The 18964-nt window shown below is 41.2% G+C and carries 17 protein-coding genes, 1 rRNA gene and 2 pseudogenes; 13 read left to right on the forward strand and 7 right to left on the reverse strand.

All coding sequences use genetic code 11. The annotated features are described in order from the left end of the window. The first annotated feature begins 10 nt into the window (after positions 1 to 10). From rrf to AC1F2U_RS33130, 7 genes and pseudogenes are all read left to right on the forward strand, one after another. Positions 11 to 128: ribosomal RNA gene (rrf, locus tag AC1F2U_RS33100) — 5S ribosomal RNA — on the forward strand. Positions 129 to 656: 528 nt separating this feature from the next. Continuing rightward, the gene (locus AC1F2U_RS33105) at positions 657 to 986 is read left to right on the forward strand and encodes a hypothetical protein (protein ID WP_480264993.1); all 330 of its coding nucleotides are present in this window, start codon (positions 657 to 659) and stop codon (positions 984 to 986) included. Between the two features lie 72 nt (positions 987 to 1058). Beyond that, a complete protein-coding gene (locus AC1F2U_RS33110) occupies positions 1059 to 1607 on the forward strand; it encodes a GIY-YIG nuclease family protein (protein WP_480264994.1) in 549 nt (182 codons plus the stop codon). 48 nt (positions 1608 to 1655) lie between these two features. Further along, entirely contained in the window at positions 1656 to 3116 is a 1461-nt protein-coding gene (locus AC1F2U_RS33115; protein WP_480264995.1) for a protein kinase domain-containing protein, read from the forward strand. A 683-nt stretch (positions 3117 to 3799) separates the two neighbouring features. After that, positions 3800 to 4159, forward strand: coding sequence for a Mo-dependent nitrogenase C-terminal domain-containing protein (locus AC1F2U_RS33120; RefSeq protein ID WP_480264996.1), 360 nt, complete (start codon positions 3800 to 3802; stop codon positions 4157 to 4159). 21 nt (positions 4160 to 4180) lie between these two features. Further along, positions 4181 to 4454: pseudogene (locus tag AC1F2U_RS33125) on the forward strand (cupin domain-containing protein). A gap of 393 nt (positions 4455 to 4847) precedes the next feature. Next, positions 4848 to 5594 (forward strand): creatininase family protein, encoded by a 747-nt coding sequence (locus AC1F2U_RS33130; RefSeq protein WP_480264997.1) that lies wholly within the window; start codon positions 4848 to 4850, stop codon positions 5592 to 5594. 97 nt (positions 5595 to 5691) lie between these two features. Here AC1F2U_RS33130 and AC1F2U_RS33135 read toward each other — a convergent pair. Next, positions 5692 to 5915: pseudogene (locus AC1F2U_RS33135) on the reverse strand (Uma2 family endonuclease); the annotation flags it as partial. A 161-nt stretch (positions 5916 to 6076) separates the two neighbouring features. Between AC1F2U_RS33135 and AC1F2U_RS33140 the strand changes: the two are divergent. Continuing rightward, complete coding sequence (locus AC1F2U_RS33140) at positions 6077 to 6643, forward strand: hypothetical protein (protein WP_480264998.1); 567 nt, start codon at positions 6077 to 6079, stop codon at positions 6641 to 6643. A gap of 123 nt (positions 6644 to 6766) precedes the next feature. On the opposite strand, the gene AC1F2U_RS33145 is transcribed toward AC1F2U_RS33140, so the two are convergent. Next, positions 6767 to 7123: a clan AA aspartic protease gene (locus AC1F2U_RS33145; RefSeq protein WP_480264999.1), complete on the reverse strand. Its 357-nt coding sequence runs from the start codon at positions 7121 to 7123 to the stop codon at positions 6767 to 6769. Beyond that, on the reverse strand, positions 7120 to 7392 hold the full coding sequence (locus AC1F2U_RS33150; protein WP_480265000.1) for a hypothetical protein: 273 nt from the start codon (positions 7390 to 7392) through the stop codon (positions 7120 to 7122). The genes AC1F2U_RS33145 and AC1F2U_RS33150 overlap by 4 nt, the downstream gene beginning before the upstream one ends. A 355-nt stretch (positions 7393 to 7747) precedes the next feature. Between AC1F2U_RS33150 and AC1F2U_RS33155 the strand changes: the two genes are divergently transcribed. Further along, positions 7748 to 7969, forward strand: a complete 222-nt coding sequence (locus AC1F2U_RS33155) for a hypothetical protein (RefSeq protein WP_480265001.1) — start codon at positions 7748 to 7750, stop codon at positions 7967 to 7969. Positions 7970 to 8614: 645 nt separating this feature from the next. On the opposite strand, the gene AC1F2U_RS33160 is transcribed toward AC1F2U_RS33155, so the two are convergent. Further along, complete coding sequence (locus AC1F2U_RS33160; protein ID WP_012412218.1) at positions 8615 to 11083, reverse strand: ATP-dependent Clp protease ATP-binding subunit; 2469 nt, start codon at positions 11081 to 11083, stop codon at positions 8615 to 8617. Between the two features lie 524 nt (positions 11084 to 11607). Continuing rightward, complete coding sequence (gene rimI, locus AC1F2U_RS33165) at positions 11608 to 12159, reverse strand: ribosomal protein S18-alanine N-acetyltransferase (RefSeq protein WP_480265002.1); 552 nt, start codon at positions 12157 to 12159, stop codon at positions 11608 to 11610. A gap of 92 nt (positions 12160 to 12251) precedes the next feature. Between rimI and lysA the strand changes: the two genes are divergently transcribed. The 3 genes from lysA (at position 12252) to AC1F2U_RS33180 (ending at position 15421) form a co-directional block, all read left to right on the forward strand. Next, positions 12252 to 13649 (forward strand): diaminopimelate decarboxylase, encoded by a 1398-nt coding sequence (gene lysA, locus AC1F2U_RS33170; protein ID WP_480265003.1) that lies wholly within the window; start codon positions 12252 to 12254, stop codon positions 13647 to 13649. A gap of 102 nt (positions 13650 to 13751) precedes the next feature. Beyond that, positions 13752 to 14675, forward strand: coding sequence for a diadenylate cyclase CdaA (gene cdaA / locus AC1F2U_RS33175; protein WP_292782377.1), 924 nt, complete (start codon positions 13752 to 13754; stop codon positions 14673 to 14675). After that, positions 14672 to 15421 (forward strand): isoprenyl transferase, encoded by a 750-nt coding sequence (locus AC1F2U_RS33180; RefSeq protein ID WP_480265004.1) that lies wholly within the window; start codon positions 14672 to 14674, stop codon positions 15419 to 15421. The genes cdaA and AC1F2U_RS33180 overlap by 4 nt, the downstream gene beginning before the upstream one ends. 70 nt (positions 15422 to 15491) lie before the next feature. Here AC1F2U_RS33180 and AC1F2U_RS33185 read toward each other — a convergent pair whose 3' ends face one another. Beyond that, positions 15492 to 16508 (reverse strand): potassium channel family protein, encoded by a 1017-nt coding sequence (locus AC1F2U_RS33185; RefSeq protein WP_480265005.1) that lies wholly within the window; start codon positions 16506 to 16508, stop codon positions 15492 to 15494. 496 nt (positions 16509 to 17004) lie between these two features. On the opposite strand from AC1F2U_RS33185, the gene AC1F2U_RS33190 reads away from it, so the two are divergent. Continuing rightward, positions 17005 to 18288, forward strand: a complete 1284-nt coding sequence (locus AC1F2U_RS33190) for an acetylornithine/succinylornithine family transaminase (RefSeq protein ID WP_480265006.1) — start codon at positions 17005 to 17007, stop codon at positions 18286 to 18288. Between the two features lie 47 nt (positions 18289 to 18335). Here the strand turns inward: AC1F2U_RS33190 and AC1F2U_RS33195 are convergent, their stop codons facing one another. Further along, complete coding sequence (locus AC1F2U_RS33195; RefSeq protein WP_480265007.1) at positions 18336 to 18941, reverse strand: DUF4129 domain-containing protein; 606 nt, start codon at positions 18939 to 18941, stop codon at positions 18336 to 18338. Positions 18942 to 18964 lie beyond the last annotated feature (23 nt).

Raw genomic sequence — 18964 nt, forward strand, 5'->3', positions numbered from 1 at the left:
AACAATTTTTCCTGGTGTCTATTGCGCGGTGGAACCACACTGAACCCTTCCCGAACTCAGAGGTGAAACGCTGCTGCGGCAACGATAGTTTAGGGGTTGCCCTACGCAAAAATAGCTCGATGCCAGGTTTTATAATACAAAACAAAAACCTCCAAACTGTAATTTCAGCTTGGAGGTTTTTGTTTATCTTGAAAATTGTCAAGTTTTAACTGTGTCAGTCACGGGCAGGTTGATTCCAAAATTGAGATATTTTCATAAAAACTAGACTAGATAAGGCTTTTAACTTCTTAGAAGAAATTTAGATATAACAATTGCATGACCAGAGAGTGCCGAGATGGTTTTGTTGACAGCCAAACTGAATTATTTTTAAGAGAATTAGGCTTTTAGGTTTGTTGTTTCAGTACAGCATTAAAGAAAAGTTAACTATTGCTGAAAACTGCTAAACTTCACGATTCTTAACCATACCAGCTTCATCGTGTAGCTGACAGAAGTCTCATAATCCAATAGGCTGATCTTAAAGTGGTTGATTTTGAACCAAGCTCATCTGCACGAAAAGCTAGGCTTTGTTGTCCAGTGTATTTAGACAAATATGTGTAATCTATTGCCTGTTTTAATATCATCATTTAGTCGTTAACAACTAGCTATTAATACGAAAAATGCCCCTTAGAATCGTTCAGAACTTTGATGGCAGCTTTACTCTAGAAGCACAAGCTCAAGAAACTCTATTCAATTTATTGACAAGCGTTGCTTTTTTAAACCAAATTTGTCAACAGTTGGGGTGTAAGCAACTTAAATTTACAGAATTACTTTTCCAGCCAGTTCCCTACAGCTTAACAACCACTAAAGGAATGCCAGCAGAATTTGAAAAGTATCATGAATCTGATGAATATGCCATCATTAACGTTCCACCTAATTTCATGTTTAATGCTAAGATTTTTAAACCCAGTCGGCTTTGTGCAATTTATCAAAAAGGAGATAACGAGTAATTTTAAAGATTGCTTTTTCCTAATTATTAATTTTCAATTCTGAAGGTAAATAGTAAGTTTAATATTTGATGTATGGCTCTTGAAACAAATCTTTCTTCTTTGGCAACTCTGGAATATATTCCTTATATAGACGATCGCGGCCAATTACCCGAACAATTTCAAGGTAAAATCGGGGTATATGCTATCTTTGACCAAGAAAAAGTGCTGCAATTTGTAGGATATTCTCGTGATGTTTATCTCAGCCTCAAACAACATTTAGTCCGTCAGCCACAGCAATGCTATTGGGTCAAAGTTCAAACTATTGAACGCCCTAGTCGCACAATTTTAGAAAATACTGAAAATGCTTGGATTGCTGAAAATGGCAGTGTCCCTTGGGGAAATGGGGATCAAAAGGAAAAATGGACTCATCCCATTGATGTCAAAGTCGTAATGACACCTGAAGAACAGGCGAAATATCAACATCCAGCTAATGATGAATTAGCACAAATAAAAATTATTAAAAACGTGGCACGGAGAGTAGAAGCAGAAATTTCAACTCAATTACTAGAAGTGCGCGGTTTGCAAATGCAAATTCGCTTCAATCCTAAATTGAAAGAAGAAGGTTTACTAGATTTGAAATGAAGGTAGTTTTGGGGAAAACTATCTTATGAATATTGTTTGTAATCTCCCATGACAATACAGCTGCTGAACGATCGCTATCAAGTTATCCGCACACTGGGTGCTGGTGGGTTTGGTGAAACCTATCTAGCTGAAGATACCTATATGCCTTCAAAGCGCCATTGTGTGGTTAAACAGCTAAGACCGATTCACAACAATCCCCAAATTTACCAGTTAGTACAAGAGAGGTTTCAACGCGAAGCAGCTATTTTAGAAGAACTCGGTGGCACAAATGACCAAATTCCGGCATTATATGCCTACTTCTCTTCAGGTGGACAATTTTACTTAGTTCAAGAATGGGTTGAAGGCGATACCTTAACTGGAAAAGTTCAGAAGCAGGGGCTATTTAGTGAAGGCGCTGTCCAGGAATTGTTTATGAATTTATTACCTGTCCTGGATTACGTTCATTCTAAACATATCGTTCACCGCGATATTAAGCCAGATAACATTATTGTGCGTCATCGGGATGCTAAACCAGTGCTGATTGATTTTGGTGCTGTGCGGGAGTCAATGGGAACAGTAGTAAATTCTCAAGGTAATCCTACCAGTTCGATTGTGATTGGTACACCTGGCTATATGCCGAGCGAACAAGCCGCAGGTAGACCTGTGTATTCTAGTGATTTATACAGTTTAGGAATGACGGTAATTTATTTGCTCACTGGTAAACAGGCGCAACAACTAGAAACCGATTCTCAAACGGGTGAAATTGTTTGGCGGCAATATGCGAGTCATGTTAGCCCAATTATGGCAAGAGTAATCGATCGAGCGATCGCATATCATCCGCGCGATCGCTACCCCACAGCTAGAGCAATGCTGGATTCTTTGCAGAGCATAGCAAATCCAATTCCACCGACGCAACCCCTGTTGACTCAACCAACTGTAGTCTCTGCACCACCACCTCAGACAGCACCTGTCAAACCACAGTCTAGCCCTCAAAGTAGTCATAGTCAGAATAATATACTCATGAGCAGTTTGATTGCAGGTGGCTTAATTGGTGCATCTGTGATTATTAGTCAAGTGTTATCCAAATCTTCTCAATCTACAGCAGACAAAACGGTATTACCTTCAGAAACACCGTCAAATGTTACAAGTCCAGTGATAGGAACTCCCACATTGACGCCAACCACCCCATCTGTTCCAACTCAATCATCTTCCTCAACTACATCAATACCACCAGTTGATATCACGACTCTCAACAATTATTCCTGGCTTTCTCAAAGACTTGTAACTGATGCAGATTTGGATGGTAAAAGCGGTTTTGAACTAGATATTATGCGAAATTCGATTTTTGCCAGTCATGGCCGCCGTTTTGATAATAATGAATTGCAAAATTACTTTCATAACCAACCTTGGTATCGTCCTATATATTCACCAAAGACATTTCCAGCTAAATTGCTGACAAAATTAGAGCAACAGAATGTAGAATATATAAGCAAATATCAGGTTAATACTAGGTTAAGATATTTTAAATAATTAAGTTTTTCATCATCAGGGAGTGAGGACTGAGGAGAATAACCAATACTTTTCTACAAAGGCTGTGCTAACGGCAAAATCTCACAGTGAGTAGTTGGACAAAGCTGATTATAAAAACTGGAGAATTATTCAGTACAAGTGCCCCTTACTCTTGTATAAATGCTTGTATTAGTTTTGGCTTATCAATCGATTTATTGCTACTTATTAGATAATATTTAGGTTAGCTTGTGTAGCATATCAGACAAAATAAGGGATATTCAATACCCTAAAATCGAAAGATATTAGGGGCTAATCCTGGCGAAATGTATGTGGGGTCAGAACAAAACTGTGTTTGTGTGCCATAAACTACATCTTTAGATACTAGTCAGTTTCCGAACCAGGCATTTATATTTAATATATAAAATTGCTATTTTTAAGATTAGAAATCCATAAGTTAAAGAAATGCCATTTTTATATTTTCTTTGTTATTTTGTATTTAACGGGACAGTTCTTCATGATTTGGTGGGCTTAAATAACAATTAGTTAAACCATTTCTCTTCCCAAAGATGCATGTAAATTGTTTGCATTATCCTCACTTTGCTTCTTAATCTACAAGCACAGTGCAAATTGACTAAACATATTACATGGTGATATTCTCAATCGGCAAATAGTTCATATTCACAAGGAAAACCTTGCCTAAAACTATGCTTAAAACACAGAATCAACGTATTTTTCTGTCTGCTTTTATTAAACCTTTAGAAGAAAAGAATCAAACAGGTAGTAAAAAGCAATTTGCTCAACCAAAATTAGATTTACTGCAACCATTACGTCAATGGCTTGACAAAATTGAGATTCAGAATCGGAAATTAGCTAAATTTATTGCTAAACTAATTCCCGCGCAGTGTCCATTCGAGCGTGATGTCATGCTTTTTGGTCGCAAAATAGGACACATTCCGCCAATGTGCAAACTGAATCCACTTTATAACGAACTTGTCTACTTGCGTTTTCGCGCTTTGTGTTATTTAGTAGATCAGTGTGGAGAGGATATTCAATCTTACTGCTGAATATAACGAGAAATAACCAATATGGAAATTAAAATTGAGCAGCAACTTAAGACTTGAATATCTCAATGAATTAGGTGTATTTAAATGGGAAATTTGGAAAAAGGAAGTTTCAAAATTCCCTTGGGCTTATCATTCTCAAGAAACTTGCTATTTTTTGGAAGGTGACGTACTTGTTACTCCTGATGGGGGAGAACCAGTGTAAATGGGTAAAGGCGATTTAGTGATTTTTCCCGCTGGTATGTCCTGTACATGGGAAATTACAAGGGATGTAAAAAAGCATTATTACTTCGAGTAGTCAAAAATCAAAATTGAGCGACTTTTTTTCTTGATTATCCAGAAAAGCAACATTTCATAAATCAATTTTGATTTCTATTATGGAAGCTTACCGACGAGTATCGTAGGAGAAAATGGCAGAATCGGCAAATTGTTTATATCTATCTCTGTCAAAACTCGTTGCTACTCCATTATTTAAACAATATTCGTAGAAATAGATCGTCCAATTCTCTCCAAATTTGGCAGTAAATAAAGAATCCCCGACTTGGCAAAAGTTGTCGGGGATTTTGTGCGATCGCTAGCACAGAAAATCCAGAGAGTTCATAATCGTGTTAGTGGGAGTTGAGTTACAGAAGATGCTGTTTAGCAGCAAAAGGTTTCATTCCACCGCAATTTTATTGAGGAAAATCATTAAATGTTACTGCATTTAAGTACTTGGCAAGAAGTCGAAGCTTATTTACAGCAGTCAAAGGGGATTATTTTCCCTATTGGTTCCACAGAACAACATGGGCCAACGGGGTTAATTGGTACTGATGCTATTTGTGCAGAAGCGATCGCAGCTGGTGTGGGTGATGCAACCCAAGCGATCGTTGGCCCTACAATCAATGTAGGGATGGCATTGCACCATACTGCTTTTCCTGGCTCAATCAGTCTGCGTCCCAGCACTTTAATTCAAGTAGTGCGAGATTATGTAACTTGTTTAGCCAAAGCTGGTTTTAGCAAGTTCTACTTTATTAACGGACACGGCGGTAATATTGCCACCCTGAAAGCTGCTTTCTCCGAAACTTACGCGCATTTAGAAGATTTACAGATTGCTAATGCTCAACAGGTGCAATGTCAAGTGGCAAACTGGTTTATGTGCGGTTCTGTATATAAGCTAGCTAAAGAATTATATGGGGATCAAGAAGGTTCTCATGCAACACCAAGTGAAGTAGCCCTCACCCAGTACGTTTATCCAAATGCGATTAAGCAAGCATATCTTTCGCCAGAAGTTGCAAGCGGACATCGAATTTATAGCGCTGCTGATTTTCGAGTGCGTTATCCAGATGGACGTATGGGATCAAATCCAGCTTTAGCAACGCCTGAACATGGTAAGCAATTTTATGACTTGGCCGTGAAAGAACTTAGCAGTGGCTATTTGGAATTTGTGAACGCAGAATAAAACTCATGAAAAGACATTGTAGAGATGCGGTTAAAATCGTGTCTCTGCATAAAATAGCTTGAGAAAGGTTATTAAATATCTAGCGAAATTAAATGTGAGTAATTGGTTTAGCATGACGAATTTTGACGCGTCCAGCCAATAACTTTACTAGATAGTCACCAGCTTCACCACTACTATAAGCGTGAGGCTCTCCTTCCGACGACATTTCGACAATTTCTACTTTGAGTAGTTCTACTTTGCGATCGCTCAAAATGCCAGCGTCAATCATGCAGTGATATTGTCAATTGTCCACTTCGCCACAATCACGTCATGACGATTGATTCCAATAATTCTTTATATTCTTCCATTTTAAAGGGACTTCAGGTCTGATCCAGAATCAATCTATTGATTGAAGATAAAGACACACTAGAAAGCATGTGATAAAACTGATACACAGGCTGGGGTTATAGCTTGGTAACTATAAAATAGTCGAGTATGCAATTATGTTAAGAGAAATTTCGTTGGCGTTGGCGCAGCCCGCCGTAGGCATCGCTACTTTTGTTATTCCCTTGACTAGTTACACCCATAATGAAGTAACTGCTACCACTACTAACTATCAAATTTCTCAGAATACTAATAATCAATCAACAGGAATAACTATTGAACGTCTAGGAATAGGTGGAGTGAAACTTTCTATGTCCGAGGCACAAGTCAGAAAAATTTTAGGTAAACCTGTAAAAGGAGAAAATGGCTTTATACCTGCTATTGGTAAAGTTCGTACTCTAAAATATGCTGGCATCACAGTTGATTTAGATGAAGGTGCTAAACCAGGTAATTTTACTGTTTATCAAATCAAAGCAACTAGTTCTAAATATTCCACCATAGATCGACTAAAAGTAGGTGACAGACAATCAAAAGTGATTAGAACCTATGGAAAAACTGAAATATCTCAAGATGGTAAAGTTACCAATTTAAATTACATAGTTGAAGAACCCAGCCCTGGTGGTTTAAATTTTACTATTAAAAAAGGTAAAATAACAGAAATTTTCTGTTTTTATCTGATGAATTAAGCGATTTTTACAATTAAACACCAATGCAACTTTAATCGCCTCACTTCATCTAGATAAATCCCCCAATTCAATTTCATAACTTCTAAATAACTATCAAAACTGGATCGGGAAAGCTAAAACTCTTCAATTCTTACCAAGTCCACCCTCGATAAACTGTATGACAAGTTCATGTTCATCAAGTAAAGCTGTACCTAATAGAGGTAGCCGTCCTGTAGCAAGTACATTTACTTCCCGTTCTTCTCCATTCCAAATAATGATAGCTTGATGTACTGGCAAGATTACATTACTATTGTCAGCTAAATTTGCATATATATCATACACAAAAGGAAAACCCAATAGAGTAACTGCTGCTGGAGGTAAGGAAAGAAACTCTGTAAAACCTGTATCGATAACAAATTCAATAGTAAAGTCTGGTTGATTGGGCAGTCTAAATAAAATATTAACGGTTGCGCGTCCGTTGCTAAAAATACCAGAAATCAAGGATAATCGCGCTCCATCTCACCACTGAAGGAAACAGCGACTTTGTAACCAATGCGAATACCAAAAAGTCGGGCAAATGGGTTTTTATTACGTAAATATCGCGCCGATTCTATACCTATTTTGTCAACTGCGTATTCACCTGTTTCTATATCAATAATCACCATTTTACCGATGTTTTCTTCTCGCTCTACTTGTTGACGAATGCTATTTTCGTAGAATTCCTTCGCACGTCGTGCAACTTCTTCTCGGCTTAAAAGTATGGCTTGCACGCTCTTACTCCTTAATTCTGATTTGTATTAATTTTATATCTAATACATAATTATCTGCGATCGCCCGTTCCACCCAGCTACTTCAATGTTATTACTCTAGTCTTTTAACGCTCAATATAACTATACCGTGTCGGCGCTTGTGACACGACGATTAATTCCACTCATCATTAAGGGTTAAGTTTTTTGTACTTCTAGAATTTACGCTGAAAACAGGTAAATTCCATAATTACGATAAAAACAAAAGTTTACATAAATTGGTCTGAGGGACAAAATCCAACGCTACCAATGGGATTTGTTAAGTTTTTTTATTACTCAGCCCAACCTACCACTAATTTAGTTATTTTCACGCAATGCTATGCTTCATGCTTGGGCTAAATTTGGGCTTGAAGCTGTGGAAAAAGATTACCAAGACAAGTATGAGTCTAAGTCAAGATTATCCACTAAAGGAAAACCAAATTTTAGACAGGTATTGAGGGGAAAAATAGAGTTTCTCGGTATGGTCAAGGGAATAGATGATTCTATTTATCAAAAATATTTAAAGCAATATCAGCTACTTTCAACTTTAGTGATTAGTTAGTTATTATTTGAGAGTGGTAATTAATCGATAAAATAGCTCAAAACTTACTTGAACAAATTAACTTTAATCTAAAAAATATCGCTCTATATCTGGATAAATTAACCAGGGAAGAAATTAAGATAGACTCTAACAAAATACCTATTATTGATTATTCACAGTATCTTTGGCTCAATCTCCCAGAGAATAATTCACTCAGAGAACAACTTGAACAGTATAATATACAATCAGTTAATGACATCATTAATGATGATTTTGTAGAATTTTATAGAAGGATATACTTGCAAATAGAAATCCTACTTGATCAATTCATAGCTAAAGAATACGGCAACGACAAGATACAAATTATAATGTTGAAGATATTGTCAATTATATTATCAATAATTTAAGTTTATTGCAATACAAATTAGGAAATAAGGTGGAAGTTATTCCACATAGACCACAGCCTCAAAATAAACTTAAAGAATTTTTCGATAGAAAAGATTATCAAAAAATACACGAGACGATAAAGTGGTTTATTAAGGAAATAATTAATTATCTAACAGAATAGCCATAAAGGGCAAAAAAGAAAACAAAAAACGGTAGAGCAATAAACACTCTACCGTTTTCTAATTTTTTATTTGAGATTCAAATCCCAAACTCTAAATCTTACTCAACACCTTGGGGTAACAATTCCCGACGCTGTTGAGAACTAACTTGCACAACGCCATTTTCATCCACATCAACAAGGGCTGTATCGCCATCCTTGATGCGACCAGACAGAATTTCTTCTGCTAGGCTATCTTCTAACAAGCGCATAATTGCCCGACGTAATGGCCTTGCGCCGTAGCTGGGACTGTAACCTTCTTGAATCAAACGATCCTTGAAGCGGTCTGTGACTTCTAAGGTGATACCTTTTTCGGTCAGACGACCAAATACTTCCTTGAGCATAATTTCGGCGATTTGGGTCACTTCCGGCTTGCTCAACTGACGGAAGACGATAATTTCATCAAGTCGGTTGAGGAACTCTGGACGGAAGTACTGCTTGAGTTCTTCGTTCACCAAGGAGCGAATCCGGTTGTAAGTTGACTCGCTGGCATCTTCAGAGAATTCAAAGCCGATACCGCTACCGCCTTTTTCAATTACCTTAGAACCAATATTGGAAGTTAAAATCAGCAAGGTATTCTTGAAGTCCACCGTGCGACCTTTGGCATCAGTTAACCGACCGTCTTCCAAAATTTGCAGCAGCATGTTGAAGACATCGGGGTGTGCTTTTTCGATTTCGTCGAACAACACCACGGTGTAAGGACGCCGCCGCACGGCTTCAGTCAGCTGACCACCTTCGTTATAACCAACATAACCTGGAGGGGAACCAATCAGCTTGCTGACGGTGTGACGCTCCATGTATTCGGACATATCTAAGCGGATCATCGCTTCTTCGGAACCGAAGAAGTAAGCAGCTAAGGATTTCGCCAGTTCGGTTTTACCTACACCAGTAGGCCCAGAGAAGACAAAGCTAGCTATGGGTCGATTCGGATTCTTCAAACCGACACGAGCGCGACGAATTGCTCGTGAAACTGCTCTCACAGCTTCGTCCTGACCAATTAAACGCTGGTGCAAGGTGTCTTCCATGTGCAGCAGCTTTTCAGATTCAGATTCGGTGAGTTTGTTCACCGGTACCCCAGTCCAAGAAGCGACAATGTGAGCAATGTCTTCTTCTGTAACTACAGGTTCTTCACCTTCTGTGCCTGTTGCATTGGTCTTGCTTTGAGCGATCGCCCGGATTTCGGCTTTGATTTCCATTTCGCGATCGCGCAATTCTCCAGCTTTGTCAAAGTCTTGAGAACGCACCGCGTCATCTTTTTCTTTTAATATCTGACGCAGTTCTTTGTCTAACTCTTTGGCTGCGGGTGGCAGTTGGGAGTTAATCAAGCGCACTCTAGAACCAGCTTCATCAACTAAGTCGATGGCTTTATCTGGGAGGTAGCGATCGCTAATGTAACGGTCTGATAACTTCGCCGCCGCTACCAATGCTTCGTCGGAAATTTTCAGTTTGTGGTGTTGCTCGTAGCGTTCGCGCAAACCATATAAAATTTCAATTGTTTCATCAACTGTAGGTTCACCAACCATCACTGGCTGGAAACGTCGCTCTAGCGCTGCATCTCGCTCGATGTGCTTCCGGTATTCATCTAGGGTTGTAGCTCCGATGCACTGCAACTCACCCCTAGCCAAAGCTGGCTTCAGGATATTCGCTGCGTCAATCGCACCTTCTGCTGCACCTGCACCAATTAAGGTGTGTACCTCATCAATCACGAGAATGACATTACCCGCAGAGCGGATTTCATCCATGATTTTTTTCAAGCGTTCTTCAAATTCACCCCGGTACTTGGTTCCTGCTACGAGCAAACCAATATCCAAGGTGACGACGCGTTTATCTTCGAGGATGTCAGGGACATCTTTGGTGGCAATGCGTGAAGCTAAACCTTCAGCGATCGCTGTTTTACCAACCCCTGGTTCCCCAATCAGTACTGGGTTATTTTTTGTTCGGCGACCCAATATCTGGATCACTCGCTCAATTTCTTTAGCGCGTCCCACCACTGGATCGAGCTTATTATCTATTGCCATCTGGGTCAGGTTTGAGCCAAATTCATCCAGAGTCGGGGTTTTTGTGCGCCCGGATGAACCGCCTGGGGAAACTTCGGCAGTTTCTCCCAACATACGGATGACTTGGGTTCTTACCTTAGATAGATCCACACCGAGGTTTTCTAGCACCCTGGCTGCGACGCCTTCCCCTTCGCGGATTAGGCCCAACAGCAGATGCTCGGTGCCAATGTAGTTATGCCCCAGTTGGCGTGCTTCTTCTAGGGAGAGTTCTAAAACTCGCTTTGCCCGTGGCGTAAACGGAATTTCCACGGCAACAAAGCCTGATCCCCGTCCTATAATTTTTTCAACTTCAATTCGGGCATCTTTGAGATTGACGCCCATTGATTTCAGCACCTTGGCAGCCACTCCAGTGCCTTCGCCAATCAGACCCAAGAGGATCTGCTCGGTTCCGACAAAGTTGTGACCTAAACGGCGGGCCTCTTCTTGGGCCAGCATGATTACCTTAATGGCTTTTTCTGTGAAGCGCTCAAACATGGCTTTATCCCATCATCTGCGGTCGTGCCGGTATGCTGATTTTAGCACAGGCAAAGCTTTTGGATGCCTGTATAACAGATTATAGACATCCTGAAGCTATGACTTGAGTTGATGGGCTTATTGTTAACTATTCGCTACTTTTATTTGGCTAGTGTACTGAGGAGCTTTAGTTCACCAGCCTTTTTGGGATTTATTACAAACAGTTCACTGCTTAGATTAAGGGTTTCTTGACTCAATCCCAAACATTTATATTTAACATATATATTTTTTAATATCAAGTAGAAACAATTAACATAGATTTTGCTTATACAAGTTAGGTTTCACATAAAATATTTGAATAAAAATAGGCGCGGCAAAGTTACATTTTTTTGCTGAAGCTGATCGCAAGCGCCAATAATTCAAAATTACTAATGCCCAACAGTTAAATGTAAGCGTTCTCAGTTGAGTCAGCTACAAGAACCCCACCCCCAACCCCAACCACAAGCGAGGAGGGGGCAAAGGTATAATTCGTATTTAATTACGAATTAGTTAAAAAGCAAGTGCCAAGAGGATTTTTCAAGGCGATCGCTAACAATGGAATACCATTGGTCTAAAGTTGCTTTAAATTTGCGGTGTTGTAAATCTGGGAGCCAAAGGATTAAAGCATCCTCATCGTTATCTTGGTAGTAACGCCGCCGCCGCCCAGCTGTTTTGAAGCCAAATTTTTGATATAAAGATATTGCCGCCAAGTTAGAAGCTCGGACTTCGAGGGTAGCTCGCTCCATTTTGCGATCGCAAGCTGTCTTAATAAGTGAATATAATAAAGCCGCACCCATTCCTTGACGCTGATATTCGGGATGAACCGCCAAAATTGTAATGTGAGCTTCATCTAAAATTGACCAAAAGCAACCCATTCCTAGCAAACTTGTGCTGGAGGAGGGGGAAAATAAACCGAGTATATCGCTGTTGGGACTATCCAATTCTCGTTTGTAGCCGTCCAGAGTCCAAAGTCCACCAAAACAAGCTTGATCGAGTTCCAAAATAGCACTGAGATTTTCTAATGTCAGTAATTTAATTTCTAAGTCTAATGAGATCACATTTATTGAATAACGTTACAAACCCTTTGTACACTGGGAATCGGGAGACGAACTCAAAGCCCGTAATTTGAACAAGGAAAACTTTTATAGTTATGGTATCGACTCACCCAATTGGGGTTCAACATTCTGGAAGTCAATATTTACCTCAAAGACACGACACCAGTGCAAATCCATCGCCTAATCAAGAACTTTTACCCTTGACTGCCAGAGTTCATCATCATGACCTCTTGGAAATTGGTGGGTGTGATGTCACAACCCTAGTTGAGCAGTTTGGTTCACCTTTATATATTTTAGATGAAGAAACCCTGCGTTCGGCTTGTCAGCAATATCGAGATACTTTCAAGCAGTACTACAAGGGCGAATCTCAAGTATTGTACGCCTCGAAAGCTTGGAATTGTTTAGCAGTTTGTGCAATCGCAGCTTCAGAAGGTTTAGGAATCGATGTAGTTTCTGGGGGCGAACTTTACACCGCTTTACAAGCAGGTGTTAGTCCCCAGAAAATCTACCTTCATGGAAATAATAAATCTCGTGAAGAATTAATTTTAGCGATCGAGTCTGGTGTTACCGTTGTGGCGGATAACTGGTATGAGTTGCATACCCTTGTGGAAATCGCCCAACCTGGTCAATCAATCCGCATCATGCTACGGCTTACTCCCGGTATCGAGTGTCACACGCACGAATATATTCGGACGGGACACTTAGATAGCAAATTTGGCTTTGATCCTAATGATTTAGATGAAGTTTTTACCTTTGTCAGTCAACAACCAGTTCTTAATTGCATAGGAGTACACGCTCATATTGGTTCCCAAATTTTTGAGCGCCAACCCCATCAAGATTTGGCGGCTGTTATGGTGCAGTGGCTGCGGGATGCCGGGAAGTTTGGTTTAAATATTACAGAGTTAAATGTTGGTGGCGGTTTAGGGATTAAGTACATAGAATCAGACGATCCCCCTAGTATTGAAGAGTGGGTGAAGGCGATTTGTGAAGTAATTCAAGCAGCTTGTGCAGCCGAAAATCTGCCTTTGCCGAAATTACTTAGCGAACCGGGGCGATCGCTAATTGCCACAGCTTGCGTCACTGCTTATACTGTTGGTTCATCCAAAGTTATCCCAGAAATTCGTACCTATGTAGCGATCGATGGGGGAATGTCTGATAATCCCCGCCCGATTACTTACCAATCAGTTTATCGGGCAGTAGTTGCCAATAAAATGTCTTCACCTTTAACCCAAACAGTCACAATTGCTGGTAAACATTGTGAATCAGGAGATATTCTGATTAAAAATGCTCTACTCCCAAAGACTGAACCAGGGGATATTCTCGTAGTTATGGGAACTGGTGCGTACAATTACAGTATGGCATCTAACTACAACCGCCTGCCTCGACCGGCAGCAGTCGTAGTGGCGAATGGCGAAGCAAATTTAATTTTGCAACGTGAAACTTATGAAGATTTAATTCGACAAGATCGCCTACCAGAAAGACTAAAGAAATAGTCATTTGTCCTTGGTCATTAGTCATTAGTCATAAACTAATAACTAATGACTAATGACTAATGAGCAACTGTAAATTAGAGGCAAAAGTTTAATCCAGATGTCATGAGAGATTGGTGGAAGCAATGGCTGACAAACCTGGGGTGGTCACAGTCCTTGCTACTTGGGACTCTGGATATTGTCTTAGTGCTGGCGCTGACGTACATGATACTAGTTATTATTAGTGAGCGCCGGACACTATGGATGGTGCGGGGATTCATTATCTTAATGCTAGCATCAGCACTAAGTGGCAGATTCGGACTACCTCTGCTAAGTTTTGTACTAGAAAAGTTGGTGATTGGTTGTGCTGTGGCGATGGCAGTTGCTCTACAGTCAGAATTTCGGCGGTTTTTGGAACAATTGGGGCGTGGCGAATTCCGCCAGCTGTTTCAACCCGACCGTCTGGCAATCCCCAAATCTGATAGTGTAATTGATGAAATTGTTGAGGCTGTTAAAGAATTGTCAAAAAACCGCATTGGAGCTTTACTAATTGTGGAAACCACAGGACCAATTGATGAGCGAGATTTTTCTGTGCCAGGAGTAAAGCTAAATGCGGAAGTTTCTAAAGAACTGATCCAGACAATTTTTCAGCCGAAAACTTTGTTACACGATGGAGCGACATTGATTCGTGGCTCACGGATCGTGTCATCAGGTATAATTTTACCACTTTCGGGACGCACAGCCTCGCGCCAGTTGGGAACACGCCATCGGGCAGCAATGGGAATTACTGAGCGGGTCGAAAATTGCATTTGTGTTGTTGTCTCTGAAGAAACGGGTTCTATTTCCTTAGCGGAACGGGGAACCCTAAATAGACCGCTGACGATTCGGAAATTGAAAGAGTCATTAGAAGCTCTTTTGTCTCCAACCGTAGATAGGGAAGCTGTTGCTCCTGGTCTGTTGAGTTTTGTTCGTCGGATAGGTGGGAAGACACTAGCATTGGTTTCACGTTTACTCAGATTACCATCGACCGCTTCTCGAGATAAAAAATGACAGTACAACAAACTAAACTGCAAGATTTACCTACCGATTTAAAACGAGAATTATTGCCGCAGCACGTTGCGGTGATTATGGATGGTAATGGTCGATGGGCTAAACGTCAGGGTCTACCCCGAATTATGGGTCATAAGCGAGGAGTAGATGCTCTCAAGGATTTACTTCGCTGTTGTCAGGATTGGGGAATTCAGGCGCTCACAGCTTATGCTTTTTCAACGGAGAACTGGAAAAGACCGCAGGAAGAAGTAGATTTTTTGATGACTCTATTTCAAAGAGTTTTGCGCCAAGAACTGCGGGAAATGGTCGAAGAGAATGTTCAAATTAAGTTTGTAGGGAATTTGCAAGACCTGCCGCGATCGCTCCAACAAGAAATTTCCCGTTCAATGGAAGAAACTAAGAATAATCGTGGTATCCGGTTTTCGGTAGCAACTAATTATGGCGGACGGCAAGAGATTTTACAAGCTTGTCAGGCGATCGCAAAGCAAGTCCAGCAGGGTGTGCTACAACCCAATGAAATTAATGAACAGGTGTTTGAGAGCCACTTGTACACAGCTGGAATTACTGACCCAGATTTGTTAATTCGCACCAGTGGAGAAATGCGCCTCTCAAATTTTCTTCTCTGGCAAATGGCTTATGGAGAAATTTATATTACAGATGCTCTCTGGCCCGATTTTGACCGTGCCGAATTTCATCGTGCCTTGTGTGCCTACCAGCAACGGGAGCGGCGATTTGGGAAAGTCTAAATCTGTTTACGCAATTAGACTATACAAACAATATCTAATTAGTATAAAAAAGTAATTAAATAAAATAAAATCAACTATTTTTCGGTCGTCGCAGTTTCTTGGAATTCATTGGGCCGAGAATTTGATTCAGGCTACGCAACTGCTCTGCTGTACCCATACCAATTAGTCGGTCTCCTGGCATTAAAATCGTATCGCCAGTGGGGCCGCCGATTAAAGTCCCATCAACACGGCGAATTGCCAGAACCAATGCCCCAGATTGCGATCGCAATCTCGCTTTTTGTAAAGTTTGACCGACAAAAGGACAGAAAGACGGTTCGAGTAAAAATTCTTCCATATATAATTGACGGTCTGCACCTGTCAAAATCCCATCTACGAAGTCCAACACCTGGGGTCTGAGTGCCGCAGCAGCCATCCGCTTTCCACCAGTAATATAGGGGGATATCACTTCATCTGCGCCACCTCGCCGTAACTTCTGCAAAGCTTCTTCTGTACTTGCCCGTGCGATCACCCGAATTCCGGAATTCAGTGTTTTAGCTGATAGTACGATGTATAAATTTTCAGCATCAGAAGGAAGGGCTGCAACGATACAAACCGCCCGTTCAATACCAACTTTCAAAAGAGTGTCATCTAATGTAGCGTCGCCTTGGTATGCTGTGTAACCTTCAGTCTGCGCCCTTTGTACTGATTCAATCTCTGAATCAATCACCACAAAAGGTGCCTCTTCTGCCCGAAATTCCTTGGCAATTTGGCGACCAGTCCGACTAAATCCACAGATGATGTAATGTTCTGATAGGGATTCCATTAACCGCCTCTGTTGCTGTAGCCGAATTCCTTGTTGAAAGTAGCCTTGAATAATCGCTTCTGTAAATCTGTTGACAATGTAACCGATATTGACTACACCCAACAAAATCAGGGCAATTGTAAATAATCGTCCTCGACTACCGAGTGGGTGCGTCTCTCCGTATCCCACAGTCGCTAAAGTGATAACTGTCATGTAAGCTGCATCTTCCCATGACCAGCCCTCCACTAACCAGTACCACAAAGTGCCAAAGAAGAAAACACCGCCAAGAGCGATCGCCCCAGCCATTAACTCTTTTTGGATACGTTGATATTTTTGCTCAAGTGTTGAGAATGACGTAAAAATAGTACTTTTAGCCTACTTTTTCTAGTTTTGTACTAACTTTATCGCATTTGTGCTTTTTAGTACATTTAAACTACAAGTTATGTAATTGCCGATATTCTGTCTTGTAAACCCAATCTCGTTTCAGGCGGTGCGCGAACGTGTCAATCCCATCAAGTTTTCTGCTTTGGGATCGACTTTTTGGAATATTAATGAACTGAAAATCACAGAAAAATAATTCCAAGAGATTTGGACAGGCTGCGCCTATGGAAATTGCCTGTCGCTCATACTCTTGTTCAAGCGTTGAGTACAAAATTTTTTTCACCACCGCCAGGCCTTTGAGGTCATATAAGCGTTAATTTAAGAAGAAGTACGAGTTGTGCTAAATAAAAAGTATTTTTTAGGGATTTCTAGGAAACTAGTAAATAACTATATCAATGAAAAACTTTCAGGAGGAGCGGTAGTGAGCCTACAAACTCTCGTTGACCAAGCCACCATCCCCCCAGATTCAGGGTCTGTAGCATCTAGTCCCTTTGATACAGATAGCTTTAATGAAGCTGTCATGTCTACCTACGCCCGGTTTCCCTTAGCCCTAGAACGGGGTGCTGGATGTCGGGTTTGGGATACACAGGGGCGAGAATATCTGGACTTTGTGGCGGGAATTGCTACTTGTACTTTAGGACATGCCCACCCAGCGATGGTAGAAGCAGTAACACGCCAAATCCAAAAGCTGCACCATGTCTCTAATTTGTATTACATTCCCGAGCAAGGTGAATTGGCAAAATGGCTTGTCGATCGTTCCTGTGCCGATCGCGTATTTTTCTGCAACTCTGGAGCTGAAGCTAACGAAGCTGCAATTAAACTGGCGCGGAAATACGCTCACACAGTATTAGACATTGAAAAACCGATTATTTTAACCGCCAATGCCAGTTTCCACGGAAGGACTTTGGCAACGATTACCGCTACAGCACAACCGAAGTATCAAAAGTACTTCGATCCTTTGGTTCCTGGGTTCCACTACGTAAATTACAACGATATTAACGCTGTGGAAGTAGCGATTAGCGAGTTGGATGAAGGCGATTATCGGGTAGCAGCAATTCTGATCGAGCCATTGCAGGGAGAAGGCGGTGTACGTCCAGGAGACGTTACCTATTTCAAAAAGCTCCGGCAAATTTGCGATGAAACTGGCGTTTTGTTGATTTTCGACGAAGTGCAAGTTGGTATGGGGCGTAGCGGCAAATTATGGGCTTACGAACATCTCGGCGTTGAACCGGATATTTTCACCAGTGCTAAAGGCTTAGGTGGCGGTGTCCCCATCGGTGCAATGATGAGCAAGAAATTCTGCGATGTTTTTCAACCAGGGGAACACGCCAGCACCTTTGGCGGAAATCCTTTTGTGTGTGGTGTAGCACTCAGTGTTTGTCAGACATTGGAACGGGAAAATATTTTGCAGAATGTCCAAGACAGGGGCGAACAGTTGCGATCTGGATTAAGAGCGATCGCCGCGAAATATCCTCAGCACATTGGCGAAGTTCGGGGTTGGGGTTTAATCAACGGTTTGGAGTTGCGAGCCGACATCGAGATAAACGCAGCCGATGTCGTCAATGCTGCCATCAAGGAGGGTGTATTGCTGGTACCAGCGGGGCCAAAAGTAGTCCGGTTTGTGCCACCGTTAATTGTTACAGAGGCGGAAGTCAATACTGCCTTGCAAGCTGTGGACAAGGCGATCGCAATTCTCACCAAATAAAATATTGTTTGTTTTGTGTAGAGACGTTGCAATGCAACGTCTCTTTTTCATTCTGGGGAAATTTCTCGATAAGCTTGCCGACACTGCTCATAATTGTCTGGCAAAATCTCAGCATTACCAAAACATAATTGCTCGTGAGTAGTAATTAAAGTTTCATAAGGCTGTATGGGAGTCACAGACGATCGCAGCAATTGCAAATATTCTCCATCAGTACGGCTGAGTTTGTGGGGTGCGATCGCATTTTTATCCAACTGCTGCAACATCGCTAAATAAACACAACGGCAAGCCTCACGGTAGTTACCTTGACGGTAAAATTCTTGTGATCGCTCCAACAAAAGGGCTATGGATGACTCATTGGAGCGAGTTTTGACGCGAAAATCAGTGAAATTGCCACTTCTATTTAGCCAAGAATATATATAGGGACTGAATTCTCGCCATAATCGCCAACCCACCCACGCTACAAATAATCCCAGTACCAGCCAAAACAGGAATTTCAGCAATTCACCTAGCCTTGGGCTAATTGACCATCCAGTAGGCAATTCTGGTAAAGCCCGTTCAAAGCGGTAAAACTGGTATTCCCACCATTCACCCGCTTGTTGTTGGAATTGAGACAAATGCCAACTCCAGCTAGTTTTTTCAAAAGTATCTGTCATAGAGGAGAGTAGGGGAGCAGGGG

The organism is Nostoc sp. LEGE 12454 (genome assembly GCF_056620565.1).

What these genes read in the sequence shown, in the direction of transcription:
- AC1F2U_RS33105 (WP_480264993.1), top strand. Translation starts at nt 657, where the DNA reads ATGCCCCTTAGAATCGTTCAGAACTTTGATGGCAGCTTTACTCTAGAA.
- AC1F2U_RS33110 (WP_480264994.1), top strand. Translation starts at nt 1,059, where the DNA reads ATGGCTCTTGAAACAAATCTTTCTTCTTTGGCAACTCTGGAATATATT.
- AC1F2U_RS33115 (WP_480264995.1), top strand. Translation starts at nt 1,656, where the DNA reads ATGACAATACAGCTGCTGAACGATCGCTATCAAGTTATCCGCACACTG.
- AC1F2U_RS33120 (WP_480264996.1), top strand. Translation starts at nt 3,800, where the DNA reads ATGCTTAAAACACAGAATCAACGTATTTTTCTGTCTGCTTTTATTAAA.
- AC1F2U_RS33130 (WP_480264997.1), top strand. Translation starts at nt 4,848, where the DNA reads ATGTTACTGCATTTAAGTACTTGGCAAGAAGTCGAAGCTTATTTACAG.
- AC1F2U_RS33140 (WP_480264998.1), top strand. Translation starts at nt 6,077, where the DNA reads ATGTTAAGAGAAATTTCGTTGGCGTTGGCGCAGCCCGCCGTAGGCATC.
- AC1F2U_RS33155 (WP_480265001.1), top strand. Translation starts at nt 7,748, where the DNA reads ATGCTTCATGCTTGGGCTAAATTTGGGCTTGAAGCTGTGGAAAAAGAT.
- AC1F2U_RS33160 (WP_012412218.1), bottom strand. Translation starts at nt 11,083, where the DNA reads ATGTTTGAGCGCTTCACAGAAAAAGCCATTAAGGTAATCATGCTGGCC.
- lysA (WP_480265003.1), top strand. Translation starts at nt 12,252, where the DNA reads ATGGTATCGACTCACCCAATTGGGGTTCAACATTCTGGAAGTCAATAT.
- cdaA (WP_292782377.1), top strand. Translation starts at nt 13,752, where the DNA reads ATGAGAGATTGGTGGAAGCAATGGCTGACAAACCTGGGGTGGTCACAG.
- AC1F2U_RS33180 (WP_480265004.1), top strand. Translation starts at nt 14,672, where the DNA reads ATGACAGTACAACAAACTAAACTGCAAGATTTACCTACCGATTTAAAA.
- AC1F2U_RS33185 (WP_480265005.1), bottom strand. Translation starts at nt 16,508, where the DNA reads ATGGCTGGGGCGATCGCTCTTGGCGGTGTTTTCTTCTTTGGCACTTTG.
- AC1F2U_RS33195 (WP_480265007.1), bottom strand. Translation starts at nt 18,941, where the DNA reads ATGACAGATACTTTTGAAAAAACTAGCTGGAGTTGGCATTTGTCTCAA.